Source organism: Leucobacter muris (assembly GCF_004028235.1).
GTDB lineage: Bacteria > Actinomycetota > Actinomycetes > Actinomycetales > Microbacteriaceae > Leucobacter > Leucobacter muris.
Genome location: NZ_CP035037.1, coordinates 898,305 through 922,282 on the forward strand (window position 1 = coordinate 898,305; position 23,978 = coordinate 922,282).

General features: G+C 70.9%; 25 protein-coding genes and 1 pseudogene. 22 read left to right on the top strand and 4 right to left on the bottom strand.

What is annotated here, in order from left to right:
• Positions 1-52 precede the first annotated feature (52 nt).
• From alr to Leucomu_RS04275, 6 genes are all read left to right on the top strand, one after another.
• Positions 53-1,174, top strand: coding sequence for an alanine racemase (alr, locus tag Leucomu_RS04250; RefSeq protein ID WP_017885288.1), 1,122 nt, complete (start codon positions 53-55; stop codon positions 1,172-1,174).
• The gene (gene tsaE, locus Leucomu_RS04255) at positions 1,171-1,854 is read left to right on the top strand and encodes a tRNA (adenosine(37)-N6)-threonylcarbamoyltransferase complex ATPase subunit type 1 TsaE (protein WP_017885287.1); all 684 of its coding nucleotides are present in this window, start codon (positions 1,171-1,173) and stop codon (positions 1,852-1,854) included. Before alr ends, tsaE begins: the two co-directional genes overlap by 4 nt.
• Positions 1,851-2,537 (top strand): tRNA (adenosine(37)-N6)-threonylcarbamoyltransferase complex dimerization subunit type 1 TsaB, encoded by a 687-nt coding sequence (gene tsaB, locus Leucomu_RS04260; RefSeq protein ID WP_128386449.1) that lies wholly within the window; start codon positions 1,851-1,853, stop codon positions 2,535-2,537. The genes tsaE and tsaB overlap by 4 nt, the downstream gene beginning before the upstream one ends.
• A complete protein-coding gene (gene rimI, locus Leucomu_RS04265; RefSeq protein ID WP_017885285.1) occupies positions 2,534-3,082 on the top strand; it encodes a ribosomal protein S18-alanine N-acetyltransferase in 549 nt (182 codons plus the stop codon). Before tsaB ends, rimI begins: the two co-directional genes overlap by 4 nt.
• Entirely contained in the window at positions 3,079-4,194 is a 1,116-nt protein-coding gene (tsaD, locus tag Leucomu_RS04270) for a tRNA (adenosine(37)-N6)-threonylcarbamoyltransferase complex transferase subunit TsaD (RefSeq protein WP_128386450.1), read from the top strand. The genes rimI and tsaD overlap by 4 nt, the downstream gene beginning before the upstream one ends.
• 114 nt (positions 4,195-4,308) lie before the next feature.
• Positions 4,309-4,743 carry a hypothetical protein gene (locus tag Leucomu_RS04275; RefSeq protein ID WP_128386451.1) on the top strand — a complete coding sequence of 145 codons (435 nt, stop codon included), beginning with the start codon at positions 4,309-4,311 and terminating at the stop codon, positions 4,741-4,743.
• 129 nt (positions 4,744-4,872) lie between these two features.
• Here the strand turns inward: Leucomu_RS04275 and Leucomu_RS04280 are convergent, their stop codons facing one another.
• Genes Leucomu_RS04280 through Leucomu_RS04290 form a run of 3 tightly spaced genes read right to left on the bottom strand, consistent with a single transcriptional unit; the run spans position 4,873 to position 7,027 of the window.
• On the bottom strand, positions 4,873-6,114 hold the full coding sequence (locus tag Leucomu_RS04280; RefSeq protein WP_164884507.1) for a class I SAM-dependent methyltransferase: 1,242 nt from the start codon (positions 6,112-6,114) through the stop codon (positions 4,873-4,875).
• A gap of 2 nt (positions 6,115-6,116) precedes the next feature.
• Positions 6,117-6,635: a DUF4190 domain-containing protein gene (locus tag Leucomu_RS15420; protein ID WP_228407368.1), complete on the bottom strand. Its 519-nt coding sequence runs from the start codon at positions 6,633-6,635 to the stop codon at positions 6,117-6,119.
• On the bottom strand, positions 6,617-7,027 hold the full coding sequence (locus Leucomu_RS04290) for a DUF4190 domain-containing protein (protein ID WP_128386452.1): 411 nt from the start codon (positions 7,025-7,027) through the stop codon (positions 6,617-6,619). The genes Leucomu_RS15420 and Leucomu_RS04290 overlap by 19 nt, the downstream gene beginning before the upstream one ends.
• Before the next feature lie 254 nt (positions 7,028-7,281).
• Here Leucomu_RS04290 and groES point away from each other — a divergent pair, with 254 nt between their 5' ends.
• The 5 genes from groES to Leucomu_RS04310 all read left to right on the top strand — a co-directional run bounded on the left by groES (position 7,282) and on the right by Leucomu_RS04310 (position 10,820).
• The gene (gene groES / locus Leucomu_RS04295) at positions 7,282-7,578 is read left to right on the top strand and encodes a co-chaperone GroES (protein ID WP_017885279.1); all 297 of its coding nucleotides are present in this window, start codon (positions 7,282-7,284) and stop codon (positions 7,576-7,578) included.
• Positions 7,579-7,778: 200 nt separating this feature from the next.
• Positions 7,779-8,393 carry a quinone oxidoreductase family protein gene (locus tag Leucomu_RS15425; protein ID WP_228407262.1) on the top strand — a complete coding sequence of 205 codons (615 nt, stop codon included), beginning with the start codon at positions 7,779-7,781 and terminating at the stop codon, positions 8,391-8,393.
• Entirely contained in the window at positions 8,324-8,812 is a 489-nt protein-coding gene (locus tag Leucomu_RS15430; protein ID WP_267128446.1) for a zinc-binding dehydrogenase, read from the top strand. The genes Leucomu_RS15425 and Leucomu_RS15430 overlap by 70 nt, the downstream gene beginning before the upstream one ends.
• Positions 8,809-9,243, top strand: coding sequence for a PaaI family thioesterase (locus Leucomu_RS04305; RefSeq protein ID WP_128386453.1), 435 nt, complete (start codon positions 8,809-8,811; stop codon positions 9,241-9,243). Before Leucomu_RS15430 ends, Leucomu_RS04305 begins: the two co-directional genes overlap by 4 nt.
• A gap of 23 nt (positions 9,244-9,266) precedes the next feature.
• Positions 9,267-10,820 carry a class I adenylate-forming enzyme family protein gene (locus Leucomu_RS04310; protein ID WP_128386454.1) on the top strand — a complete coding sequence of 518 codons (1,554 nt, stop codon included), beginning with the start codon at positions 9,267-9,269 and terminating at the stop codon, positions 10,818-10,820.
• Here Leucomu_RS04310 and Leucomu_RS04315 read toward each other — a convergent pair.
• On the bottom strand, positions 10,792-11,436 hold the full coding sequence (locus Leucomu_RS04315; RefSeq protein WP_128386455.1) for a GntR family transcriptional regulator: 645 nt from the start codon (positions 11,434-11,436) through the stop codon (positions 10,792-10,794). The two genes, Leucomu_RS04310 and Leucomu_RS04315, sit on opposite strands and share 29 nt — an antisense overlap.
• Before the next feature lie 124 nt (positions 11,437-11,560).
• On the opposite strand from Leucomu_RS04315, the gene Leucomu_RS04320 reads away from it, so the two are divergent.
• From Leucomu_RS04320 to guaB, 11 genes and pseudogenes are all read left to right on the top strand, one after another.
• Positions 11,561-12,607, top strand: coding sequence for an ABC transporter substrate-binding protein (locus Leucomu_RS04320; protein WP_128386456.1), 1,047 nt, complete (start codon positions 11,561-11,563; stop codon positions 12,605-12,607).
• A gap of 57 nt (positions 12,608-12,664) precedes the next feature.
• Positions 12,665-13,444: an ABC transporter ATP-binding protein gene (locus Leucomu_RS04325; RefSeq protein ID WP_128386457.1), complete on the top strand. Its 780-nt coding sequence runs from the start codon at positions 12,665-12,667 to the stop codon at positions 13,442-13,444.
• Positions 13,437-14,087: pseudogene (locus Leucomu_RS15910) on the top strand (ABC transporter permease); the annotation flags it as partial. The gene Leucomu_RS04325 and the pseudogene Leucomu_RS15910, both read left to right, overlap by 8 nt.
• A 172-nt stretch (positions 14,088-14,259) precedes the next feature.
• The gene (locus Leucomu_RS04335) at positions 14,260-15,474 is read left to right on the top strand and encodes a M24 family metallopeptidase (protein ID WP_017885271.1); all 1,215 of its coding nucleotides are present in this window, start codon (positions 14,260-14,262) and stop codon (positions 15,472-15,474) included.
• Between the two features lie 16 nt (positions 15,475-15,490).
• Positions 15,491-16,675, top strand: a complete 1,185-nt coding sequence (locus Leucomu_RS04340) for an amidohydrolase family protein (RefSeq protein WP_128386458.1) — start codon at positions 15,491-15,493, stop codon at positions 16,673-16,675.
• Positions 16,647-17,936 carry an amidohydrolase gene (locus tag Leucomu_RS04345; RefSeq protein WP_017885269.1) on the top strand — a complete coding sequence of 430 codons (1,290 nt, stop codon included), beginning with the start codon at positions 16,647-16,649 and terminating at the stop codon, positions 17,934-17,936. The genes Leucomu_RS04340 and Leucomu_RS04345 overlap by 29 nt, the downstream gene beginning before the upstream one ends.
• Positions 17,933-19,075, top strand: coding sequence for an NAD(P)/FAD-dependent oxidoreductase (locus Leucomu_RS04350; protein WP_128386459.1), 1,143 nt, complete (start codon positions 17,933-17,935; stop codon positions 19,073-19,075). Before Leucomu_RS04345 ends, Leucomu_RS04350 begins: the two co-directional genes overlap by 4 nt.
• Before the next feature lie 9 nt (positions 19,076-19,084).
• Positions 19,085-20,230, top strand: coding sequence for a saccharopine dehydrogenase NADP-binding domain-containing protein (locus Leucomu_RS04355; protein ID WP_128386460.1), 1,146 nt, complete (start codon positions 19,085-19,087; stop codon positions 20,228-20,230).
• Positions 20,227-21,333 carry a mandelate racemase/muconate lactonizing enzyme family protein gene (locus Leucomu_RS04360; RefSeq protein WP_017885266.1) on the top strand — a complete coding sequence of 369 codons (1,107 nt, stop codon included), beginning with the start codon at positions 20,227-20,229 and terminating at the stop codon, positions 21,331-21,333. The genes Leucomu_RS04355 and Leucomu_RS04360 overlap by 4 nt, the downstream gene beginning before the upstream one ends.
• A gap of 136 nt (positions 21,334-21,469) precedes the next feature.
• A complete protein-coding gene (gene rarD / locus Leucomu_RS04365) occupies positions 21,470-22,387 on the top strand; it encodes an EamA family transporter RarD (RefSeq protein ID WP_041205910.1) in 918 nt (305 codons plus the stop codon).
• Positions 22,388-22,452: 65 nt separating this feature from the next.
• The gene (gene guaB / locus Leucomu_RS04370) at positions 22,453-23,955 is read left to right on the top strand and encodes an IMP dehydrogenase (RefSeq protein WP_128386461.1); all 1,503 of its coding nucleotides are present in this window, start codon (positions 22,453-22,455) and stop codon (positions 23,953-23,955) included.
• Positions 23,956-23,978: the final 23 nt, after the last annotated feature.

A 23,978-nucleotide genomic window follows, 5' to 3' on the forward strand; every position in this document is an offset into this window, starting at 1 on the left:
CGGGCCTTCCGGCGGCGGAACAGGGATCGGAGACGTCATGAGAACAGGGTCGATGCGCGTCGCGGAGATCTCGCTGCCCGCGATCCGGCAGAACGTCGCCCACGTGCGCGACCTCACCGGCGGCGCGGTGATCGTGGTGGTGAAGGCCGACGGCTACGGCCACGGTGCGAGCATCGTCGCCGAGGCCGCGCTGGCCGGCGGAGCGGCGATGATCGCGACCGCCGACCTCGAGGAGGCGCTCGCGCTGCGCGAGGCCGGCATCGAGGCGCCGATCCTCTGCTGGCTGCACGGCGTGCGGGTCGACTTCGCCGACGCGGTGGCCGCCGGTATCGAGATCGGCGTCAGCCACGTGCAGCAGCTCGAAGCCCTCGCCGACGCCGCGCGGCGCGTGGGCCGCGGCGCGACGGCTCAGCTGAAGATCGACACCGGGCTCAGTCGCAACGGCGCGGCCCCCGACGAGTGGCGCACGCTCTTCACCCGCGCCGCCGAACTCTCGCGAGAGGGGCTGGTGAGGGTGCGGGGCATCTTCAGCCACCTCGCCAACGCCGGCGACGAGAACGACCGGGCGCAGGCGGCCCGCTTCGACGAGGCGATCGCGATGCTGCGCGAGGCCGGAATCGACCCCGAGCTGCAGCACCTGGCGGCCAGCGCTGCGACGCTCTCGTCGCCCCACCTGCGCTACAACGCCGTGCGCGTGGGCATCGCGGCCTACGGGCTGAGCCCCTTCGCCGACAAGACCTCAGCACAGCTCGGTCTGGTGCCTGCGATGACGCTGCGCTCGGAGATCGTCGCGCTGCGCGGCGTGCCCGCGGGCACAGGAGTCTCGTACGGCTTCAACCACGTCTGCGAGACCGCCACCACACTCGCCCTCGTGCCGATGGGCTACGCCGACGGCATGCCGCGCGCCCTCAACGGCGCCGGTGCGTGGGTCACGGTGGCAGGAGAGCCCCGGCCCATCGTGGGGCGCATCGGCATGGACCAGTTCATCGTCGACGTGGGGCCGCTCGCCGGGCGCGTCGGTCTGGGCGAGCCGGTGGTGCTGTTCGGCGATCCCGAGCTGGGGCATCCGCCCGTCGAGATCTGGGCGGGCCTCATGCGCACCATCAACTACGAGATCGTATCCGGCATCGGGCCGCGCGTGCTGCGGGTGGCCGCCGACGGGAGCGAGGCGTGAGCGGCGAGGAGCGGGTCGTGCGGGCTCGGATCGAGGATCCCGACGCGATGCACCGGCTCGGCGTGCAGCTCGGACGGGTGCTGCGCGCCGGCGACCTGGTGCTGCTCACCGGCCCGCTGGGAGCCGGCAAGACCACCCTCACCCGCGGAATCGGCGAGGGGCTCGGCGTGCGCGGGCCGGTGCAGAGCCCCACCTTCGTGCTGGCGCGCACGCACCCCTCCCTCGTGGGGGGCGCGCCGCTCGTGCACGTCGACGCCTACCGCCTCGGCGCGCTCAGCGAGCACGGCGGCGGCGCCGAGGAGCTCGACGACCTCGACCTCGACTTCGAAGGCTCGGTCGTGGTGGCCGAGTGGGGCGCCGGTGTGGTCGCCGCACGCGACTCCTGGATCGAGGCGGTGATCGAGCGGCCACTCGGCGGTGGCGCCGGCGTCCCAGATGGTGGGGCTCCCGGCGGCGGCCCCGATGCTCACGCCGCCGATCTCGACGAACCGGCCGCGTGGATCGCCGAGCCCGACTGGTCGCAGACCCCCGTCGAGGCGCGAACCGTCACCGTCACGGGGTACGGCCCGCGCTGGTCGGTCGATGCCGGCGATCCGCTCGGGGCCCTCTGGGTCGCTGCGGCCGCGCCGAGCGACGCTGCAGCGGAGGCGCCGGGCGAAGCGGCCGAGGGGGCGCGATGACGGGCGAAGCAGCGATGACGGCGGCAACCGGCCTGCGCAGCCGCGAGGTGGAGGCGCCCGAGCTGGGCGACCGGGTGCTGCTGGCGATCGACACGGCGATCGGCACGAGTGTGGCCCTCGGCGCGAGCGGGCGCGTGGTCGAGATCTCGAGCGATGACCCCCGGGGCCACGCCGAGGCGATCGGCGGTCTGCTGGCCGAGGCGTTCCGCCTGAGCGGCATCTCGCCCGCGGCGATGACCGGCGTGGTGGCCGGCATCGGGCCGGGGCCGTTCACCGGCCTGCGGGTGGGCATCGCGGCCGCGCACGCCTTCGCGGTCGCGCGCCGTGCCCCGCTGCTGCCCCTGCAGGGGCACGAGGCGGTGGCCCTCGACGCGTTCGAGGGCGCGGCGAGCGGCGTCAGGGTCGTGCAGGACGCCCGGCGGCGCGAACTCTTCGTGACCGAGTTCTCGGATCTCGACTGGGCGGGCATCCCCGTGCGCTCGGCGGGCCCCGGGCTCGTCGCCCGCGCCGACTACGAGGCGGTGCCGAACGAGGTGTGGCCCGAGCGCATCCCCACCGCGACGCTCGTGCGCCTGGCTGCGAGGCGGCTCGCCGCGGGCCGCGACTTCGAGTCGGATCGCGCCGTGTATCTGCGCGCGCCCGACGTGAAGCAGCCGGGGGCTCCGAAGCGGGTGTCGGCGTGAACCGCCCCAGCGGCCCGCAGAGCGGAGCCGAGACGCCCTGCGCCGCGGTTCCCGCTTCGTCGCCCCCTACGCCACCGCCGCCCGCGGTCGAACTGAGTCTGCGCGGGGCGACCGCGGCCGACCTCGACGCGATCTGGGCCATCGAGAGCGCGGTGTTCGGATCCGACGCCTGGAGCCGCGAGATGATGCGGGAAGAACTCGCCGCAGACCACCGGCACTACGTCGTGCTGGTCGACGGCGACGACGCTGTGCGCGGATACGCGGGTCTGCTGATGGTGGGCGCCGAGGGCGATGTGCAGACGATCGCGGTCGCCCCCGAGGCCCGAGGCGGCGGACACGGTCGCCGGCTCATGGAGGCGCTGCTCGACGAGGCCGAACGGGCGGGAGTGCGCGAGGTCTTCCTCGAGGTGCGGGCCGACAACCCCGTCGCCCAGGGGCTCTACCGCTCGCTCGCGTTCGAGCAGCTCGGCGTGCGCCCCCGCTACTACCAGCCCGACGGGGTGGACGCCGTGATCATGAAGCTCGAGATGAGGAGTCGTCCATGAACGCCACCGAGCCGCTCGGCGCCGCCGACGAGACGCGCGGCGGGCCGCTCGTGCTCGGCATCGAGACGAGCTGCGACGAGACGGGCGTGGGCATCGTGCGCGGCCGCAGGCTGCTCGCCAACGCCATCGCCTCCTCCATGGACGAGCACTCCCGCTTCGGCGGGGTCGTTCCCGAGGTCGCGGCGCGCGCCCACCTCGAGGCGATGACCCCCACGATCGAGCGGGCGCTCGACGAGGCCGGGGTGACGCTCGACGAGCTCGACGCGGTGGCCGTCACCTGCGGCCCCGGGCTCGCGGGCGCGCTCATGGTGGGGGTCGCGGCGGCCAAGGCGCTGGCCGTCGGTCTGGGCAAGCCGCTCTACGCCGTGAACCATCTCGTCGGGCACGTCGGCGCCGACCTGTTGCAGGGCGAAGGCCTGCGGGAGGCCGTGGGCGCCGTGGGCGAGCTCGAACTGCCCACGGTGGCGCTGCTCGTCTCGGGCGGCCACACCTCGCTGCTGCTCGTGCGCGACCTCGTGAGCGACGTCGAGATGCTGGGCGAGACGATCGACGACGCGGCGGGCGAGGCCTTCGACAAGGTGGCGCGCCTGCTCGGCCTGCCCTATCCCGGGGGGCCGCAGATCGACCGCGTGGCCGCCGACGGCGACCCGAACGCGATCCGCTTCCCGCGCGGGCTCACCCTGCCGAAGGATCTCGAGCGGCACCGCTACGACTTCTCGTTCTCTGGCCTCAAGACCTCGGTGGCACGATGGGTCGAGAAGCACGAGCAGAGCGGCGAACCGCTGCCGGTCGCCGACGTCGCGGCCAGCTTCCGCGAGGCCGTCGCCGACGTGCTGATCACGAAGGCGCTCGCCGCATGCCGAGACCTCGCGGTGCCGCGCCTGCTGCTTGGCGGGGGAGTGGTCGCGAACGCGCGAGTGCGGGAACTCGCGCGCGAGCGCTGCGAGGCGGCCGGGGTCGAGCTGCGCGTGCCCCCGCTCTCGCTCTGCACCGACAACGGCGCCATGATCGCCTCCATCGGAGCGCAGCTGGTGGCGGCCGGGCACGAGCCCTCGGGGCTCGGGTTCGGAGCAGATTCGACCCTGCCCGTGACGGAGATCCAGGTCCGCTGATCATCCGATGAATTCGGTGACGCACCGATTCGGGGTCGCGGTCGCCGCCCGCTCGACATTATGGTGGAAGAGCGATCGGGGGAGCGCCCCGTCGAGCTTGATCGAAGGAGCAACATGTCTGACACGCAGCCCGGCGGCCAGCCCGCCTCGAACCCCGTCCCGCCGGTTCCGCCGGCGGTTCCGTCGGAGCAGCCCGCAGCGCCGGCGTACGGCGCCGCTCCGGCTCAGCCCAAGAAGGCCCTGGCCATCACCGGCATGGCGCTCGGCATCGCCGGCCTCGTGCTGAGCTTCGTGCCGTTCCTCGGCGCGATCCTCGCGCTCGTCGGCCTGGTGCTGAGCATCGTCGCGCTGATGAAGAAGCAGCCGAAGGCGTTCTCCATCACCGGTCTCGTCACCGGCGCGATCGGCCTCGTCATCGGCATCATCGTCACGATCACCGTCGTCTGGGCGTTGGGCGCGGGGGTGGATGCCGTGCAGCAGTGCATGAACGGCGCCGAGTTCGTCGAGATCGCCGGGCAGACCGTCTCCTGCTCCGACGTGAACTACTGAGCGGCTCGCGCGCCGCACGAGCGGGGCGGGTCCGGGATCATTCCGGACCCGCCCCGCTCGGCGTGTGTGGCGGCGGCGCGCTGCTCGCACTGGGGCCGCGCACAGGCGCTCGGCCGGGCAGGGCCGGGCTCAGCAGCGCTCGGCGAGCAGCGCCACGTGCCGGCCCTGCGCGTCGCGTGTGAGAAACAGCGTGGCGCTGCGCGACCCGCGCAGCTTCAGTCGGCGCCGCAGCGCCGCGGGGTCGACGTCCGCACCCCGCTTCTTGATCTCGAGCGCGCCGATGTCGCGAGCGGCGAGGGCCCGGCGCAGATCCTTCTCGCGCGAGCTCAGGGTCTCGACGACGCGGAACGCGCTCGCGAACGGCGTCTCCACGAGCCGGTCGGCCGTGAGATAGGCGATCCCGGCCGACATCATGCCGGCGTGGAGCCGATCGGCGAGCGAGCCGATGAGGCGGGCGCGGATCACGGCGCCGTCGGGTTCGTAGAGGTACTCGCCGAGCGGGCGCACGTCGGCATCGGCGGAGTCGTGCGCGCCGGTGAGCTCTGCGGCCTCCTGGGCGCCTCGCAGCACGAGCGCGGCCCGGCGCACGCCGGGCCGGGCGAGCGCACCGAACCAGAGCCCGGTCTCGACGAGCTGCCCGTCGAGCGACACCCACTGGGCTTCGGCGTCGTCGGGGATCAGTTCGCGGTCGAGGCCGGGGCCGAGCTTCACTCCGGTGGGCCGCTCGCGCGCGAGGCCGAACGCGAAGCTCAGCGAGGGGGAGTAGTCGTCGGGCGAGGCGAGCCTGCGCGTGCCGGTGTGGCCGGCGGTGCGGCGGGCGGGATCGAGGAACACGGCTTCGGCGTCGCCCGGACCGATCGACTCGGCGTCGCCGAGGCGCACCGCGGGAGCCGCCGCTCCCAGCCGCTTCGCCGCGAGGGCGAGGTTGTGCTGCGCGAAGGCGGCGGTGAGGGGATCGAGCTCGACCGGATGCACGTCGAGACCCGCCTCGAGAAAGGCCAGGGATTCCGCGCCGATGCCGCATCCGAGGTCGGCGACCGAGCGGCAGCCGGCCGCTCGGAACCGCGCTGCGTGCAGCTCCGCCGCACGCGATCGGGTGGCCTGCTCGAGGGCCGCCCGCGTGAAGAGCATGTGCGAGGCGCTCTCGCCGAACTTGGCCGCCGCGCGCGAGCGCAGATCGGTCTGGGTGAGCGCGGCGGCGAGCAGCGCGGGATCGGCGCCCTCGGAGCGCAGGTCGCGCGCGATCCGGTCGAGTGCGCGGCCGTGCTGCAGTTCGCCGGTGATACGAGCGAGGAGCTCGCCACCCGCCGGGGTGACGAGCTCCTGCCAGCCGGGGGCTGCGATGCTCGGGGTCGGCGCGGCTGCCGCCATCGTCAGTAGCTCGAGGAGGAGGCCAGACCGATGATGAGGATCACGTAGAAGAGCACGACGATCGCGCCGATCGCGAGACCCACGTATCCGATGATGAGGCCGGCGAGCGCGAGGCCGCGGCCGCTCTCGCCGGTGCGCTCGATCTGCTTCAGCGCGATGTGGCCGCAGATGACGCCCGCCAGCGAGATGAAGAACGAGCTGATGAGTGCGATGATCGCCAGGGTGTTGGTGGGCGGCGCGGCGGCGTACGCCTGCTGGTAGGGGGGCCTGCTGCGCGTAGGCCTGCTGAGCGGCGTAGGGCTGCTGAGCCTGCGGGTAGCCCGGCTGCGGCGGCGGCGCGTACTGGGGCTGCTGCGGGGCGGCGTACTGCGGCTGCTGGCCCGGGTCGCCGGGGGCGGCTGAGGCGTTCTGCTGGGGCTGGGAGGCGTCGCCCGCGGGCGGCTGGTTCTGGGACACTGCGTGTTCCTTTCGTTGGGCGGTGTACCGCGGCCGAGGCGGCGGCTCAGTAGTAGTAGTCGGATCCCGAGAAGGCGCTGCCCGTGGCCGCGATCATCATGGCGATGAACCCGATGTAGACGACGATGAAGATCGCGATGAACGCGAAGTAGGCGTAGCCCACGATCAGGCCGGTGAGGGCGAGACCGCGACCGGGATCGCCGTTGCGCTTGATCTGGTTGAGGCCCATGTGGCCGAACACGATGCCGGCGATGGGCACGAGGAAGCCGAAGATGATCGCGAGCACGGCGTAGGTGTTGGTGGCGCCGAGCGTGGTGGCCGTGGAGGCCTGGGGCCGATATGCGGCGGGCTGCTGGACCGGCTGCTGGAACTGAGGGGCCGCGGGCGCTCCCTGTGGGTTCTGCGGATATGCGGCGTGGGGCGTTCCGGGCTGCTGGGGAGGGTGTGGGGTGGTCATGACTGCTCCTCGAGCGGTTGGGGCGCCGATCCGCCGTGATGCGCATCGGCTGTCACTTCGATTCTAGGCGGCGATAGGCTGGCGTGGGCGAGTGCGTGTCGTCGGGTGACGGATCCCGTTCGCTTTGGGCGATCCGACGGCGCCGCGTTGGCACTCCCCTTGCGAGAGTGCCAACGGGGGTTCTAAACTCTGCTTAGGCGCGCTCGCATGGGGCGGGCGCGAGAGAACCTTCAGACATTGGAAAGAGGTCAACCGTGTCGGTAGCCATCAAGCCGCTCGAGGATCGTATCGTCATCAAGCAGGTCGAGGCAGAGCAGACCACCGCGTCCGGTCTGGTGATTCCGGATAGCGCCAAGGAGAAGCCGCAGGAGGGCGAGGTCGTGGCCGTGGGTCCCGGTCGCGTCGCCGACAGCGGCACCCGCATTCCGCTCGACGTGAGCGTCGGCGACGTGGTGATCTACTCGAAGTTCGGCGGCACCGAGGTGAAGGTCGGCGGCGACGACTACCTCGTGCTCTCGGCGCGCGACATCCTCGCGGTGGTCGAGCGCTGAGCGCTCCCTCCCGCACGAGGCCGGGCCCCGATCCTTCATGGATCGGGGCCCGGCCTCGTTGTATGCGTATGCGAGGAGCCTCGCCCGAGCCGGAGGGTCTCCCGCGGTCGAGGTAAAGAGTATTCAGTTTTAAGTATCAGTATTTATTTTTCTCAAAGTGATGTATTCTTCGGGTGTTGCCACTCGAAGGAGAGTCTTGAATGCGCGCTGTCGTCCTGCCCGAGCACGGGGATATCGATGTTCTGCAGATCCGTGATGACCGAGCGAGACCCGCAGCCGGGCCCGGGAGGGTGGTGCTGCGCGTCGGCGCGTCGTCGCTGAACTACCACGACATCTTCACCGTCCGCGGGATGCCGGGCATCACCATACCGATGCCCGTCGTGCCCGGTATCGACGTGGCGGGCCGCATCGTCGAGGTCGGCGAGGGCGTCGCCGCCGAGTGGGCGGTCGGAGACCGCGTCGTCGTGATGCCCTGGCTCGCCTCTCTGCCGGAGCTGGGCCTGATCGGAGAGGTGTACGATGGCGGCCTCCAGCAGTACGTGGAGGTCGACGCCCGCCTGCTGATCAGGCTTCCCGACGACGTGAGCGAGCACCTCGCGGCGGCGCTGCCCGTCGCCTACGGCACCGCGCACCGCATGGTGATCGGCAAAGGGGCGATCCGCGCGGGGACCGCGTGCTGGTGCTCGGCGCATCCGGCGGGGTGGGCGTCGCTTGCGTGCAGCTCGCGAAGCGCCTCGGCGCGCACGTGGTCGCCGCCGTCGGAAGCGAGGAGAAGGGCCGGGCGCTCTTGGAGCTCGGGGCCGACGAAGTGCTGAACTACCGCGAAGAGGACATCTTCGCGTGGGTGGTGGAGCACCACGGCAAGCCGAGCCGCTTCGACGACCGCACCGGCATGAACGTCGTCATCAACTTCACCGGCGGAGACACGTGGCGCCCGACGCTGAAGTCGACCGCGCTCGGAGGCAGGATCCTGACGTGCGGAGCCACCGCCGGATACGCCCCCGAGGAGGACCTGCGGTACATCTGGACCTACGAGCTTCAGGTGATCGGTTCGAACGGATACGGTCCGGAGGACATCGTCGCGCTGCTGGCCGACGTGTCGGAGGGGCGCCTCGAGCCCTGCATCAGCGACGTGCTGCCGCTGAGCCAGACGGTCGAGGGACTCCGGCGGATCCGCGATCGCGAGGTGATCGGGAAGATCCTGATCGATCCCTGGGGCGACGAAGACCGATGAGCGGGGCCGAGAACGAGGCGGAGATCCTCGAACGGATCTCGGACGTGATCGACGATGCTCCGTTCCAGGCGTGGCTCCCGGCCCGGCTCACGGGGATCGACCCGGACGGATCGGTGCGTCTCAGAGCGGAGTGGGTGCCGAGCTGGGGCAACGGCGGAGACGGCGGTCACACGCACGGAGGCGTCATCGCCGCGCTGCTCGACCTCGCCGCGGAGTGCGCCGTGATGGCGGCGTTCGGCGCGGCCGCCCCGACCGTCGACCTGAACGTGCGGTTCCTCGCGCCGACTCGGGAGGAACCGCTGACGGCGACGGGTTCGCTCGTGCGGAAGGGCAGGACGCTGACGGTGGCGGAGGCGCGAGTGCTCCGAGAGGACGGAGTGCTCGTCGCGATGGCGAGCGGCGCGTTCGCGACCTTCGCGATCGCGCGGTGAAGCGGGACGAGGAGAGGCGAGAGATGGGAACCGGGAACGAATCGACTGCGTGGGAGCGGCTGCTCATCCCCGACTCGGCGGAGGCGGAGGTCATCGAGATGTCGGAGACCGGCGAGCACCGCTGCACGCTGCGCCGACTGGCTCTGCTGCGGGACCGGATGCTCTCGGAGTACTCGGCGGAGTTGAGGCCGGGCCGCGCGATCGGCATCTTCGCCGATAACGGCATCGCCTGGATCGCCGCCTTCGCCGCGGTCGTGCACGCGGGGGCGGTGCCCGTGCCGATCAGCGTGAAGCTGCCTCGGCCCGGCGTGGAGTTCATCGTCGCCGACGCCGACCTGCACACGGTGCTCGCCGACCGACCGCGCATCGCATCGCTCTCGGAGTGGGGCGTCTCGGCGCTGCCGCTGCTGGAGCCAGGCGACGCCGAAGAGCGGGGGAGCGGCGGTGCGGGGGGCGAGGCGGTGCGGCGCCCGGACGACGAGCTGGGCCTCATCCTCTACACGTCGGGCTCGACGGGGCAGCCCAAGGGTGTCGAACTCGGCAATCGCACGCTGAGGTGGATCGTCGAGACCGTCGCGCCCGCCGTCGCCCGGCCCGAGACGCGGATGCTCGTGGCGGCTCCGCTCAATCACATCGCGGCGCTCATGTTCGCCCTGTCCTGCGTCTCGCAGCGGGGAACCCTGGTCGTCATGCCGAGATTCGAGTCGCGAGCCTTCCTCGGCGCCGTGGAGCGCCACCGCGTCACCGATCTCACGGGTGTGCCGCCGATGTTCGCGATGCTGGGCAGGGAGCACGATCTCCTCGGGGAGCTGGATCTGTCGAGCGTCGCGCGCGTGACGATGGGCTCTGCGCCCTCCTCCCACGAGATGCTCGCCGAGATCGAGAGCTGGTTCCCCGGAGCGTCGGTGACGACCTCCTACGGCACCACGGAGTCGGGGCCCGGGGTGTTCGGCCCCCACCCGGACGGCCTTCCGACGCCCCTCGGGTCGGTCGGCGCCGCGCGGCGGGTGCCCCGGATCCGCCTGGTCGACTCCGACGGCGAGCCGACGAGCGGCAGAGGGGTCCTGGAGGTGCGCAGTCCGTCGATGATGATGCGCTATCGGAATCGCCCGGATCTCGTGCCTCCCGTCACGTCCGACGGGTTCCATCACACGGGCGATCTGTTCGAGGTGGACGACCAGGGGTTCTTCTGGTTCGCGGGGCGCGAGGACGACGTCTTCAAGTGCGGCGGCGAGACCGTCTACCCGCAGGCGGTCGAGGAGGCGCTGGAGGCGCATCCCGCGGTCCTCTCCGCGGTCGTGCTGCCCGTGCCGGACGCGTTGAAGGGGCGGAAGCCGGTCGCGTTCGTGCTGGTCAGCCCGGGTTTCGAATTCGACGAGCGCGCCCTGCAGCAGCACGTGCTGGGCAGGCTCGAGCCGTTCGCGCACCCGCGTCGCATCTGGCCGCTCGACGCGTTCCCGCTCGCCGCGGCGAACAAGGTGGATCGGAAGCGGCTCGCAGAGGCGGCGCTTCTCGCGTGCGCCGAGGAGCGGCCCGGCCCGCCGGCCGCTACTCGACGATCGGGGCGAGCTGATTGATGCCGCGCTGGCGGTGGCTGTCGGAGAGCGCGATGACGAGCTCGGCGTCGCCGGTCTTCACCGCCTCCAGGATCTCGGTGTGCTCGGCCAGCGCGCTCTCGAGGTGCCCGTGGTTCTCGTAGTAGAGGATGCGGTAGGGGTCGGTGCAGTCCCAGAGCTGTCTGATCAGTCGCACTTGCGCGGCGGTCGCGCCGTCGAAGAGGGGGAAGTGGAACTCGCGGTTCAGCTTGGTGCTCAGGATGATGTCGCCGCCGGGAGCGGCGAGCTCTCGCTCGTGCGCCTGCTCCATCTTCCAGATGAGCTGCCGGGAGGCGCCCTGCGCGAGGGTCTGGCGGATGGCGTCGGATTCGAGGATCTCCCGGAGCCGGTAGATCTCCTCGATCTCGCGAAAGCTCAGCTTGGACACGATGTAGCTGCGGTTCGCGGTGTGCTGCAGCAGCCCGACGGCTTCGAGGGTCTTGAGCGCCTCTCTGACGGGCACGCGACTCACGCCGAGGCGCTCCGCCAGCTCGACCTGCCGGATGGCCTGTCCGGGGCGCAGCTGACCGGTGGTCAGGAGATCGCGGACCGCTTCGAGTGCGTCTTCGTCGGTGGTCCCGCTGCGTGTCCTGCTCACTGTTCTCCTATCGCTCCAGCCCGTTCGGGCTTCTTAATAAAAGTGTAACATTTGCGATCCATTTATGCTTTACTGTATACACAATACGGATTTGGTAGCCAAAACTCGATGATGAGGAGAAACCATGAAAACCATCCGCGCAGTGGGGGCCGTGTTCGCCGGCGTCCTGATCGCAGCCACCGTCGCCTGTTCCGGCGGCGGCTCGCCCGCCCCGGACTCCGAGAGCGAGCAGCCGACGAAGCTGCGGCTCGCGCTCCACTGGACCTACCCCGTGGCGGAATGGGACGGGATCGTCGTGGCCGATGAGCTCGGATACTACGAGGAGGCGGGCCTCGACGTCGAGCTCCAGTTCCTCTCGGGCTCCACGGCTACCGTGCAGGCCGTCGCGGCGGGCGAGAGCGACCTCGGCCTCGCCGGCCCGGACACGATCCTGAGCGGAGTGGACTCGGGCCTCGAGTTCACGGTGGTCGCCAACCACCTGCAGCGCACCTCCTCCGGTGTCATCGCGCCGGCCGCCAGCGGCATCGAGTCGTTCGAGGACCTCGAGGGCAAGACCGTCTCGACGGCCGCGGCGAGCCCCGAGCAGGCGATGCTCCGATCGAAGCTCGCCGAGGCGGGCCTCGACTCGGAGAGCGATCTCGCGCTCTCGTTCGTGGACCCGCAGGCCAAGTGCACGGTGGTGCTCTCCGGGGCGGCCGACGCCTGCACCGGTCAGAACAACCACCACGTGATCCAGTTCGCCGACGAGGGCGTCGACCCCCTATTCCTCTCCTTCAGCACGGAGGAGCAGCCGATCCTCGGCCACTCGATCTTCGCGAACGACGCGTACCTGGCCGATCACGCCGACGCCGTCTCGCGCTTCCTCGAGGCCACGATGCGCGGGTACGAGACCGCCGCAGAGGACCTCGACGCCGTCGTCGACATCTACGTGAAGCAGCGCCCGGAGACGGACGCGGCGTTCCTGCTGAAGACCCTGGAGGCGTCGCACGAGCTGATGTACAGCGACCGCACCGACGAGCACGGCTGGGGATGGATGGACGACACCGCCTGGCAGGCCCTCGCGGACAGTCTGCTCGCGGGCGAGGTGCTCGGATCCGAGGTCTCGGTGAGCGAGATCTACACGAACGACTACCTGCCCGAGGACGCCTGGAAGCCGCAGCCGCTCGACTGAGCGGGCTGCGCGACCGAGAGACCTCGAAACGACACGGAAAGCTGTGGTGACCCCCTCATGACCTACATCGCGATCAAGGATCTGAGTCTGACGTATCAAACGAAGACGAAGTCCGTGCACGCGCTCTCGCACATCGACCTGGACATCGAGGAGGGAGAGTTCGTGAGCCTCATCGGCCCATCGGGGTGCGGGAAGAGCACCCTCCTCTCCACGATCGGGGCTCTGCTGGAGCCCACGTCGGGGTCGGTCACGATCGCGGGGCAGACCGTGCAGGAGGTGCGGAAGCAGCGCAAGATCGGCAACGTGTTCCAGGAGGCCCGACTGCTGCCGTGGCGAACGGTCGGCGCGAACATCGCCTATCTCTCCGAGCTGGCGGGGCAGCGGCCCCGCCAGTCGGAGATCCAGGAGATCGCCGACTTCGTGGGGATCGGGGCGTTTCTCAACTCGTATCCGCACGAGCTCTCGGGCGGTATGCGGCAGCGGGTCTCCCTCTGCCGGGCGATGATCCTCGACCCGATGGTGCTGCTGATGGACGAGCCCTTCGGGGCGCTCGACGCCATCACGCGGGAGAAGATGCAGGTCGAACTGCTCCGGATCTGGGAGGAGACGAAGAAGACCATCGTCTTCGTCACGCACGCGATCGACGAGGCCGCCTATCTCTCCGACCGCATCGTGGTGATGTCGGCGAGGCCGGGGCGGATCCAGGCCGACTACGTCAACCCCCTCGTGAGGCCGAGAGAGCCGTTCGGCCGCCAGACCCACGAGACCTCCGACTTCCAATCCGTGCTGCACGGCGAACTGATGCGAGCAGAGACCGAGGAGCGCACCGATGCTTAAATCGAAGACCTTCCTGCAGGGGGTGCTCTCTCCCGTCCTGCTCATCCTGCTGCTGCTCGTCTTCTGGGAGCTGTCGACCCAGTGGTTCTCGATCCCGAAGTTCATCCTTCCCTCGCCGATCGAGATCACGCAGAACCTCGGGGAGCGCTTCGGCATCTACCTGCCGCACATCCTCGACACCCTGATCCCGATCCTCGTCGGGTTCTTCATCGGATCGCTGATCGGCGTGGCGCTCGCGGTGCTGCTCGACGTCTCGCAGGTGCTGCGGAACACGCTGTACCCCATCATCCTCGCGCTGCAGACGACTCCGAAGATCGCGATCGCGCCGCTGCTGATCGTCTGGTTCGGCATCGGACTGACGCCCAAGGTGATCATCGTGGCGCTCCTCGCGCTGTTCCCCGTGCTGATCAATGTCGTGGCGGGCCTCGAATCCGCCGATCGCGGCCTGGTGACGCTGGGGAGATCCGTGAACGCCTCTCAGGGCCAGATCTACCGCACGGTCAAGATCCCGTCGTCGATCCCGTACCTGTTCGCCGGTCTGAAGCTCGCGATGACGAACTCGGTGATCGGTGCGATCGTGGGCGAGTGGATGGCGTCCGACCGCGGTCTCGGCTACCTGCTGGTCTACTACAACGCGACGCTCGACACCACGGCCCTCTTCGCCGTGCTCATCATCCTGGTGGTGCTCGCCGGGCTGCTGTTCGCCACCATCGGCATCGCAGAGCGGCTCCTCTCGTGGGACGCCCGCCAGCGCAGACAGCTCTCGTCGACGACCAGCGGCAGTACGCGGGCCGCGGGATCGGGGGGTCTGAACCATGAACGGACACGACGGCACGCAGCCCGGGACTGCGACGAGGCGCACGATCAATGCGCACGCCCGGCAGGATCTCGGCCTCCCGTACCCGTTCGACGAGGCGACCTACCGCGCGCGACTCGCGAGAGTGCGCGAGTCGCTCCGCCGACGCGGAAGCGGCGGGCTCCTGATCTTCGATCAGGCCTCGATGTTCTACCTCTTCGGATACGACCAGCTCGGGTACTGGGTCTTCCAAGCGGTGTGGGTGCCGACGTCCGAGTCCGAGCCGGTGCAGGGCATCTGCAGGGCGCCCGACCGAGAGCTCATGGCGCGAGGAGTGGGCATCGACGAGGTGCGCGTCTGGCTCGACGACGATCGGGAATCGCCGACGGCGACCCTCATGCGCTGGGCGCGGGAGTCCGGCGCGGACCGGATCGACGTCGAACTCGCCTCGCACGCGCTGCGCGGCGACTACGTGCGCGAGCTCTACCTGCATGCGGAGTCGTGCGGCATCTCGCTGGAGAGCGGCGACGAAGTGGTGCTCGCCCTCAGGGAGGTCAAGGACGACGGAGAGCTCGATCTCATGCGCGCGGCGGGTCGCGCCCTGGACCGCGCCTACCTCGCGGTGGAGGAGAGGATCGCCCCGGGGGTGCTGGAGACCGAGCTGAGCAGCGCCGTGCTCGCCGCGCTGCTGGCCGAGGGGTGCGATCCCGCCTCCGTGCCCCCGTGCATCTCGGCGGGGAGCCGCACCCTGGCTCAGACCCACCTCTCGGCGAAGCCGCTGCCCGTGCCGGAGGCGGACATCGTCACGGTCGAGCTCGGAGCCGCGAAGGAGCGGTATCACGCGGTCGCGTTCCAGACCTACTTCATGGAGGGTGCGCCTCGGGCGTACCTCGACCAGTATCGCGCGATTCGGGACACCGTGCTCGCCGGCGTCGAAGAGCTGGTCCCCGGCAGGAACGCCGCAGAGGTCGCGGGATCGATCCACGACCGGCTGGTGCGCGCCGGCAGCGGCCGCGTCGGGCGCCACGTGGGGTACGGCACCGGGATCGGCTTCGCGCCCACCTGGCTCGAGGGGCTCAGGATCAAGCGCAGCCAGGAGTACGAGCTGCAGCCGGGCATGACGTTCTTCCTCTTCGCCGGGGCGCCCACCCTGGACGGCGCCCGGCACATGGGGTACGGCGTGCCGGTGGCCGTCACCGCGAACGGGCCCGAGCTCTTGAGCAGTCACGTCTGAGGGAGGGCGCACAGCGATGCGAACACCGACCGCGCCCACGATCTCGGGCACCGTCGCCGGCGTGAGGCGACGCGACGACGAAGGCCTCGTCGACATCGTGATCCGCAGAGGCCGGATCGTCGAGGTGGCAGAGGCGAGCCCCAGAGCCCCCTCCGATCTCCTCTTCGACGCCTCGGGAGCCCGGGTGTCGCCCGGGCTCATCGACCTGCACTGCCACCTCAGCGGCGGCGGGGGAGCGTTCGGACCGGTCTCCCGGCCGCAGCCGCTGAGCGCGGACGACCTGCTGCGCGCCGGGGTGACGCGCGCTCTCGGATGCATCGGCCGCGAGGCCTGGGAGGGCGCCGGCCAGCAGATGCTGCGGAGCGTCGCCGCGATCGAGCAGGGGGGCGTGGCCGCCGCGATGTTCACCGGCGGTCTCGGGCCGCTGCCCGCCTCGGTGCTCGGCGACCACTCGCTGGACGTCGCCCTGGTGGCGGGGGTGATCGGCAGGAAGATCGCCCTGGACGACGATTCGCCGACGGCGACCCCTGCCGAGCTCCGCGAGGAGATCGTGCGGGAGGTGGCGCTCGCGAGGGACTTCGGGCGGGTGCCGCGGTTCATGGTGCACCTCGGCACCGACATGCGGCACGCCGATGCGGCGATCGAGCTGCTGACGCTGCTGCCTCGACAGCTGCGCCGGCTCGTCGTCGTGACCCACCTCAACTGGAGCCGAGCGCACATCGGAGGGGCGCGAGAGCTGCACGAACTCGGCTGCCACGTCGACATGACGGCGGCGATCCGCCCCGACACTTTCGCGGGGTCGTACGCCGCCGAGGAGGCCCTCGAAGCGCTGCTCCCCGTGCTCCGCTCCGAGGATCGGGTGTCGGTCTCGTCCGACTCGAACGGCGCGACGTCGCATCGGCTCGAGACCGGGCTCCTGCAGGTGGAGCACCACCCCATCGGAATGCTGGCCGACTGCTACCAGCGAGCCGCCTCGCGCCTCGGGAGACGACTGGCGGAGCGGGTCTTCTGCCGCAACCCCGCGCGCTTCCTCTCGGAGGATCCGGTGTCCGACGACGACGCCCGCGACGACCTCGTCTGCGCGCCCGGCGCGGACGCCGAGTTCCTCCTGAGGGATCACGAGAGCCGACTGATCGCCGCAGTGGTCCCGCGGCGGCTGCTGAGGATGGCGGGTGAGGGCGCTGGCCACGACATCGGTTGATCGCTTCCGGCGGGAGCTGCACGCTCACCCCGAGCCGGGATGGGCGGAGTTCCGCACCACCGCGCGCCTGATCGAGGAACTCGCCCTGCTGCAGCACGCGCGGGTCGTGTACGGCGGCGCGCTCGGCCTGGGCGAGCGGCGTCTCGGCGTGGAGCCGCAACAGCAACGGGAGTTCGCCCGTCGCGCCGTCGAGGCCGGGTGCCCGACGGATCTGATCGCCGAGCTCGCCGACGCCGGAACCGGCGTCGTGTGCGAGTTCGGCGACGGCAGTCGGGGCGGGTGGCTGGTGCTCCGATTCGACATCGACGCGTTGGCGGTGCGGGAATCGGACGACCCGGTTCACGCGCCAGTCGCGCAGGGGTTCGCCTCCGGCATCGACGGCTACTCCCACGCCTGCGGGCACGACGGGCACGCGGCCATCGGTCTCGGGGTGGCGCGTCGCGTCGACCGGCTGGTCGGACAGCTGCCCCTCGGACTCGGCGTCCGCATCGTCTTCCAGCCCGCAGAGGAAGGCACTCGCGGGGCTGCGGCCCTGGTGGATGCGGGCTGGCTCCGAGGCGCCGGGTGGTTCTTCGGTCTGCACCTCGACGCGCTCGAGGGCCTGCCCGCGGGAACGGTCGTCCCCGGAACGCGGCGCATCCTCGCGACCGAGAAGCTCGACGTCGTGCTCACCGGCAGGGCCTCGCACGCCGCGGAGAGCCCGGAACTCGGGCGTGACGCCCTCGCGGCGGCGGTGGACGTCTACGCGGCGCTGCGGGGCTGCGATTGGGACGGCGCGACGGTCTCGTGCAACGCGCTCGCCGGCGGCGAGGCGCGCAACGTCATCGCGGCGCACGCCGAGCTGAAGTGCGAGATCAGGGCGGTGGAGTGGGCGGCCGTCGTCCGCGCGCGCGAGCGCTTCACGCGGATCGTCGAGGAGGAGTCCGCGAGGCGCGGCGTGATCGCGCGCGTCGACACCGTCGGGCGCAGCATCGGGGGCGGCTCCGACGGCCCCGGGACCTCCCTCATGCGCGAGTCGGCGGAGCGGGCCGGCCTCCCGGTCGTCGACGTACGCGATTTCGGTGCGAGCGACGACGCGGCCGACCTGATGGCGGCGACGCAGCGCGGCGGCGGGATCGGCTCCTACGGGCTCCTGGCGACCGGTGGTCTCGCGGACGCGCACAGCGCCCGCTTCGACTGCTCGCCCGCCGCGCTCGAGAGCGGAGTGGCGCTGATGACGGAGTGCGTGCGCACGGTGATCCGAGAGATGAGGCAGGAATGACGAAGCAGCAGACCGTGGCGATCGTGGGCGGAGGCGTCGCCGGGCTCGGAGCGGCCCTCGGGCTGATGGATCACGGGTTCGCGGGGCGCGTGGTGCTCATCGAGAGCGAGACGGAACTCGGGCAGCGCGGCTCCCGCCGAGCGGCGGGCGCCCTGCGGCGCGCCGGCCGCGCCGACGCGGAGGCAGAGCTCGCGGAACGGGCGTTCGCGCACTGGCGCGCGCTCGAGAAGCGGTTCTCCGTCGACGTCGGCATCCGGCAGGGGGGCGTGCTGCTCGTCGGATCCTCGGCCGAGCACGTCGCCGACCTGAGGGAGAAGCACGCCCGCGCCGGTCGAGGGGGAGGCGCGACGCGACTCCTGGAGCGCGAGGAGATCCGCGGTCTCATGCCGTGGATCCGGCACGACGTCGAACTCGGTCTGCTCAGCCCCGAGGACGGCCAGGTGGACCCGGCGCTCGCCACCCAGCAGGTCGCGAAGCTCGTGCGCTCCCACGGCCGCGTCGAGATCCGGTCCGGCGCCGCGGTGACGGGCATCGAGCAGCGCGCCGGCCGCTGGAGACTCGCGCTCGCGGGTGGAGAACCGATCGAGTCGGACTGGCTGATCCTCGCGGCGGGAGCCGCCGCACCGCGGATCCTCGAGTCGGCGGGGCTCACGCTCCCCGTCATGAGCGCCAAGGTCGTGACGCTGCGCTCGGCGCCCGTCGAGCCGCGCTTCGCGCAGTTCTTCCAGGACTGGGACGCCCAGCTCTTCCTGCGGCAGAACGTGCGCGGAGAGCTGCAGTTCGGCTGCCTCGGACAGGACCTCATCCGCGTCGACGACGGCGTATCCGACCGGGAGGCGGCTCTCGTGCTCGAAGCCTTCCGGCATTCGCTCCCGGGTCTCGGCGAGCCGCGGGTGGTCGACTCCTGGGCGGGGATCATCGACGAGTCCCGCGACCGCCTGCCGATCATCGGGTCGATCGATGGGGCCGACCGCCTGCTGGTCGCGGCGGGGTGGTCCGGGCACGGCTTCCTGCTCGGGCCGTACGTCGGCGACCTCATCGCACGCCAGGTGATGACGGGGGAGCCCGATCCGATCCTGATGCCGTTCGCCCCCGCACGGTTCTCGTACTCGCCGAGCACGAGCAACGTCGACGCCTAGGAGAAGCCCATGCACAGATCAGTCATCATCATCGGGGCCGGCGGACTCGGCCAGCAGATCGCGGCGGCGGCGAGAATCCGCGGATGCCGCTGGCGCATCACGCTCGTGGATCGCGACCGGGAACGCGTCGACGAGGCGGTCGCGGGCCTCCGAGCGCTGGCCGTCGCGCCCTCGCCCCACGTCGAGGGCATCGCTCTCGACGCGCTCGACGAGCAGGGCCTGCGATCGCTCATCGAGGCCTCCCGAGCGGACGCCGTCGTGAACGTCGCGACGCTGCTGCCGGTCGAACGGTGGTGGGCCATCGCCGGGAGGCAGGACGTGGGCCGCGGTTTCAACGAACTCGGCTTCGGGCCCTGGCTGGCGCTGCACCTGGTGATCGCCTCGGCCGTCGCCTCAGCGGTCGGCGCGAGCGAACCCCGACCGCTGTTCATGAACGCCGCCTACCCCGACGCCATCAACGCGCTGCTCGCCCGCTGGCACGGCTTCGCCCCCGCGGGGGCGGGGAACATCAGGCTCCTCGAGCCCGGACTCCGCACGGCGCTGTCAGAGCGCGCCGGTTCAGCCGGCGATGACCTCGAGATCGCTCTGAGCGCGCACTACGTGCACGTGAGGAACCTGCTCATGCGGGAGCCCGAGCTGCCGCAGGGGTGGCGGCTGAGCATCACCTGGCGGGGAGCGCCGGAGGGGCCGGGCGCGGACGAGCAGCGCGCACTGCTGAGGCGAGCCGGGGCCGCCGTGCCGCGCGGAGCCGCTTCCCACACCTGGACGGCGACCTCGATCGTCGAGGATCTCGAAGCACTCCTCGGGCAGGGGCCCGCGCGGCGCAGCCTCATGGCCGGTCCGCTGGGGATGGTCGGCGGGTATCCCGTCGAGCTCGCCGAGGGCTCGGTGCGGCTCGCCCTGCCCGAGGACTGGGACGAGGGCGAGCTCGCAGCCGAGCAGCGGCGAGCCGCCCGGCTGGACGGCATCGGCGGGATCGACCCCCCGGGGCGCCGTCGAGTTCTCGCCCTCCGCTCGCGACCTCTATCAGAGCATCACGGGCGCCGCCCTCGAGCCGGTCACCCGCGAGAACGTCGCGGACGTCGCGCGCTCGCAACTCGAAATCCTTCGCAAGCTATGACCCGCAACGGGTCGGGAACGGAACGTGCACCATGAAGATTCGCGAGATCGTCGTTCGGATCATCGACGCCGACGGGCTGTCGTTCTCCCTCGGAGAGGGGTTTCGCCTCGGGCAGGAACTGCTGCTCGTGGAGGTCGTCACCGACTCCGGTGCGAGGGGAACCGGCGGCACGTCGACCTACGGCAACGGGCGCGAACTGGTGGAGTCCATCCTCAGCACCTACGCCCCGATGCTGCTCGGGCGCGACCCCTTCGACACGGAGGGGTTCTGGAAGCGCGCCCTCGGGGTGATCAAGCTCTACGCCGCGCCTCAGGCCGCGGCCGCCCTCGACCTCGCGCTGTGGGACCTGATCGGCACGCTCGCCCAGCAGCCCGTCTACCGCCTGCTCGGCGGCGGCCGCGAACGCATCCCCGTGTACGGTTCGCTCCCGCATCTGCCGACCGTCGAGGAGCACGTCGAGCTCATCGACGCCTACCGCAGCGAGCGCGGGCTGACCGCCTTCAAGATCCACCTCTCCGGTCGGGTGCGGGACGACCTGCGCCTCGTCGAGGAGTTGCGGGAGCGCGTCGGCGACGAGACCGTGCTGCTCGCCGACGCGGTCGGGCACTACGACTACACCGACGCGCTGCGGGTCGGACGAGCACTCGAGTCGGCCGGCTTCGAGTGGTTCGAGATGCCGATGGAGGACTACCTCGAAGAGGGGTACCGCAAGCTGAGCTCGACGCTCGAGATCCCGATCACCACGGGCGAGGTCACCAATGCGACCCTCTTCGCGAACGCGAACGCGATCGCCGGCAGAGGATGGAGCATCGTGCGGGGAGACGTCGCGAACTGGGGCGGCATCACGCAGGGCCGGAAGCTCAGCGCGCTGGCGGAGGCCTTCGGCCTGCGGTGCGAGTTCCACTCGTGGGGGTTCGCGGTCAACCAGTTCGCGAATCTGCACGCCATGCTGCCCTGCCCGACTTCGCGCTACTTCGAGTGGCCGATCCCGCCGCAGCCGTTCGAGTTCGGCTTCGCGCCCGTCGTGGTGCGCGACGGCTTCGCAGCGGCGCCCACCCTTCCGGGCCTCGGGCTCGTGCCCGACGTCGACCGCCTCGACCGCGGGGAGCAGTTCCGCGAGGTCTTCGCGCGGGAGTAGCCGGCGCCCGCGGGCGGCGCGCCGTCCGAGACCGGCGAGCTCCCTCCTCCCCGGGCCGGCACCCGGGCGGCGCCACGCGCGGACCCCGCCCCGACGAGACCGCGCACCGGATCGGGAGTAGCCTGATCCGGTGCGCATGACTCGTTCAGGACTGGGATACGGGCTGGGCGCCTACCTCATCTGGGGTGTCTTCCCCTTCTTCTTCGGCCTCATCGCGGTGGTCGGGCCGTTCGAGGTGGTGCCCTGGCGGGTCGGCGCGACCCTCACGTTCTGCGTGATCCTCGTCTCCGCGACCCGTCGCTGGGGCCAGGTGGGGGCGATCCTGCGCTCGCCGCGACTGCTCGGCTGGTTCACCCTCTCAGCGCTGCTGCTCTACGCGAACTGGCAGCTCTTCGTGATCGGCGTGATGACGGGGCACGTGCTCGAGACCTCGCTCGGCTACTTCATCAACCCGCTCTTCACGATCCTCATCGGCGTCATCGTGCGCAAGGAGCAGCTCACGCGTCCCCAGTGGATCGCGGTCGGGATCGCGGCCGCGGGCGTCGCGGCCGCCGCGGTCGCCTACGGCGCCTTCCCGTGGATCGCGCTCGGCATCGCGACGTCGTTCGGCCTCTACGGCGCCGTGCACAAGCACGCGGGGGAGCAGGTCGACGGCATCACCGGCCTCACCGTCGAGACCTTCGCATCGCTGCCCGTCGCGGCCGTGCAGCTGCTGATCGTCGCGGGCGTCTCGGGGATCGGCGTCTTCTCCTTCGGCCCCGGCATCACCGCGCTCGTGATGTTCAGCGGCATCATGACGGCGGTGCCCCTCATCCTCTTCGGAGAGGCCACGCGCAGGCTGCCGCTCTCCTATATGGGGTTCCTGCAGTTCCTCACCCCGATCCTCGGCTTCCTCTACGGCTACTTCGTGATGCACGAGGAGATGCCCGTCAGCCGGTGGGTCGGATTCATCGCGGTGTGGATCGCGCTCATCATTCTCATCGCCGACATGGTCGCGCAGATCCGGCGTTCGCCCACCGCACAGACGAACACCGGGCCGATTCCCTTAGACTGAACGGGGTAGGCGCCGCGATCCGGCCGCCTGAACCCACCGGCCCCACACACAGCAAAAGAGGTTCCATGGAACAGCGCGACCCCTTCGCGTTCACCGGTCTGACCTACGACGATGTGCTGCTGCTTCCGGCGCACACCGACGTCATCCCGAGCGACGCGGACACCTCGACCCAGCTCACGCGTCGCATCCGCCTCAACATCCCGCTGATCTCGGCGGCCATGGACACGGTGACCGAGACCCGCATGGCGGTCTCGATGGCGCGCAACGGCGGCCTCGGCATCCTGCACCGCAACCTGTCGATCCAGGATCAGGCCGAGATGGTGGATCGGGTCAAGCGCAGCGAGGCGGGCATGATCACCAACCCGGTCACCACGTCGGTCGACGCGACCGTGGCCGAGGTCGACGCGCTCTGCGGCGAGTACCGCGTCTCGGGCCTGCCCGTCGTCGACTCGAACGGGGTGCTGCTCGGCATCATCACGAACCGCGACATGCGCTTCATCGATCCGAAGGACCGCTCGCAGGTGCGCGTCTCCGAGGCCATGACGAAGATGCCGCTCATCACGGGCCCCGTGGGCATCTCCCGCGACGACGCCGCGGCGATCTTCCGCCGGCACAAGATCGAGAAGCTGCCGCTCGTCGACGACGAGGGCCGCCTCACCGGCCTCATCACGGTGAAGGACTTCGACAAGGAAGGGCAGTATCCGCTCGCCACGAAAGACGACGCCGGCCGTCTGCGCGTGGGCGCGGCGGTGGGCTTCTTCGGCGACGCCTGGAAGCGCGCGGGCGAACTGATCGACGCCGGCGTCGACGTGCTGGTGGTCGACACCGCCAACGGCGACAGCAAGGGCGTGCTCGACATCATCGCGAAGATCAAGAGCGACCCCGCCTTCGCGGGCGTCGACGTGATCGGCGGCAACGTGGCGACGTACGCCGGCGCGAAGGCGATCGCGGACGCGGGCGCCGACGCCGTCAAGGTGGGCGTCGGGCCGGGCTCGATCTGCACGACGCGCGTCATCGCGGGCGTAGGCGTGCCGCAGGTGACCGCCGTGTACGAGGCGGCGAAGGCGGCGACCCCCGCCGGCATCCCCGTCATCGCCGACGGCGGCCTGCAGTACTCGGGCGACATCGCGAAGGCGCTCGTCGCGGGCGCGTCCTCGGTGATGATGGGGTCGCTGCTGGCCGGAACCGACGAGAGCCCCGGCGACCTGGTCTTCGTGGGCGGCAAGCAGTACAAGAACTACCGCGGCATGGGGTCGCTGGGCGCGCTGCAGACGCGCGGCGAGCGCACCTCCTACTCGAAGGACCGCTACTTCCAGGCCGACGTGCCGAGCGACGAGAAGCTGATCCCCGAGGGGATCGAGGGCCAGGTGCCCTATCGCGGCCCGGTGGGCGCGGTGACCCACCAGATGATCGGCGGCCTGCGCCAGTCGATGTTCTACGTGGGGGCCCGCTCGATCGAGGAGCTGAAGCAGCGCGGCGAGTTCGTGCGCATCACCTCGGCGGGGCTCAAGGAGAGCCACCCGCACGACGTGCAGATGGTCGTCGAAGCCCCCAACTACAAGCGCTGATCGCGCATGAGAAACGGACCTGA

What these genes read in the sequence shown, in the direction of transcription:
- alr (WP_017885288.1), top strand. Translation starts at nt 53, where the DNA reads ATGCGCGTCGCGGAGATCTCGCTGCCCGCGATCCGGCAGAACGTCGCC.
- tsaB (WP_128386449.1), top strand. Translation starts at nt 1,851, where the DNA reads ATGACGGGCGAAGCAGCGATGACGGCGGCAACCGGCCTGCGCAGCCGC.
- tsaD (WP_128386450.1), top strand. Translation starts at nt 3,079, where the DNA reads ATGAACGCCACCGAGCCGCTCGGCGCCGCCGACGAGACGCGCGGCGGG.
- Leucomu_RS04275 (WP_128386451.1), top strand. Translation starts at nt 4,309, where the DNA reads ATGTCTGACACGCAGCCCGGCGGCCAGCCCGCCTCGAACCCCGTCCCG.
- Leucomu_RS04280 (WP_164884507.1), bottom strand. Translation starts at nt 6,114, where the DNA reads ATGGCGGCAGCCGCGCCGACCCCGAGCATCGCAGCCCCCGGCTGGCAG.
- Leucomu_RS04290 (WP_128386452.1), bottom strand. Translation starts at nt 7,027, where the DNA reads ATGACCACCCCACACCCTCCCCAGCAGCCCGGAACGCCCCACGCCGCA.
- Leucomu_RS15425 (WP_228407262.1), top strand. Translation starts at nt 7,779, where the DNA reads ATGCGCGCTGTCGTCCTGCCCGAGCACGGGGATATCGATGTTCTGCAG.
- Leucomu_RS04305 (WP_128386453.1), top strand. Translation starts at nt 8,809, where the DNA reads ATGAGCGGGGCCGAGAACGAGGCGGAGATCCTCGAACGGATCTCGGAC.
- Leucomu_RS04310 (WP_128386454.1), top strand. Translation starts at nt 9,267, where the DNA reads ATGGGAACCGGGAACGAATCGACTGCGTGGGAGCGGCTGCTCATCCCC.
- Leucomu_RS04320 (WP_128386456.1), top strand. Translation starts at nt 11,561, where the DNA reads ATGAAAACCATCCGCGCAGTGGGGGCCGTGTTCGCCGGCGTCCTGATC.
- Leucomu_RS04325 (WP_128386457.1), top strand. Translation starts at nt 12,665, where the DNA reads ATGACCTACATCGCGATCAAGGATCTGAGTCTGACGTATCAAACGAAG.
- Leucomu_RS04335 (WP_017885271.1), top strand. Translation starts at nt 14,260, where the DNA reads ATGAACGGACACGACGGCACGCAGCCCGGGACTGCGACGAGGCGCACG.
- Leucomu_RS04340 (WP_128386458.1), top strand. Translation starts at nt 15,491, where the DNA reads ATGCGAACACCGACCGCGCCCACGATCTCGGGCACCGTCGCCGGCGTG.
- Leucomu_RS04350 (WP_128386459.1), top strand. Translation starts at nt 17,933, where the DNA reads ATGACGAAGCAGCAGACCGTGGCGATCGTGGGCGGAGGCGTCGCCGGG.
- Leucomu_RS04355 (WP_128386460.1), top strand. Translation starts at nt 19,085, where the DNA reads ATGCACAGATCAGTCATCATCATCGGGGCCGGCGGACTCGGCCAGCAG.
- Leucomu_RS04360 (WP_017885266.1), top strand. Translation starts at nt 20,227, where the DNA reads ATGAAGATTCGCGAGATCGTCGTTCGGATCATCGACGCCGACGGGCTG.
- rarD (WP_041205910.1), top strand. Translation starts at nt 21,470, where the DNA reads ATGACTCGTTCAGGACTGGGATACGGGCTGGGCGCCTACCTCATCTGG.
- guaB (WP_128386461.1), top strand. Translation starts at nt 22,453, where the DNA reads ATGGAACAGCGCGACCCCTTCGCGTTCACCGGTCTGACCTACGACGAT.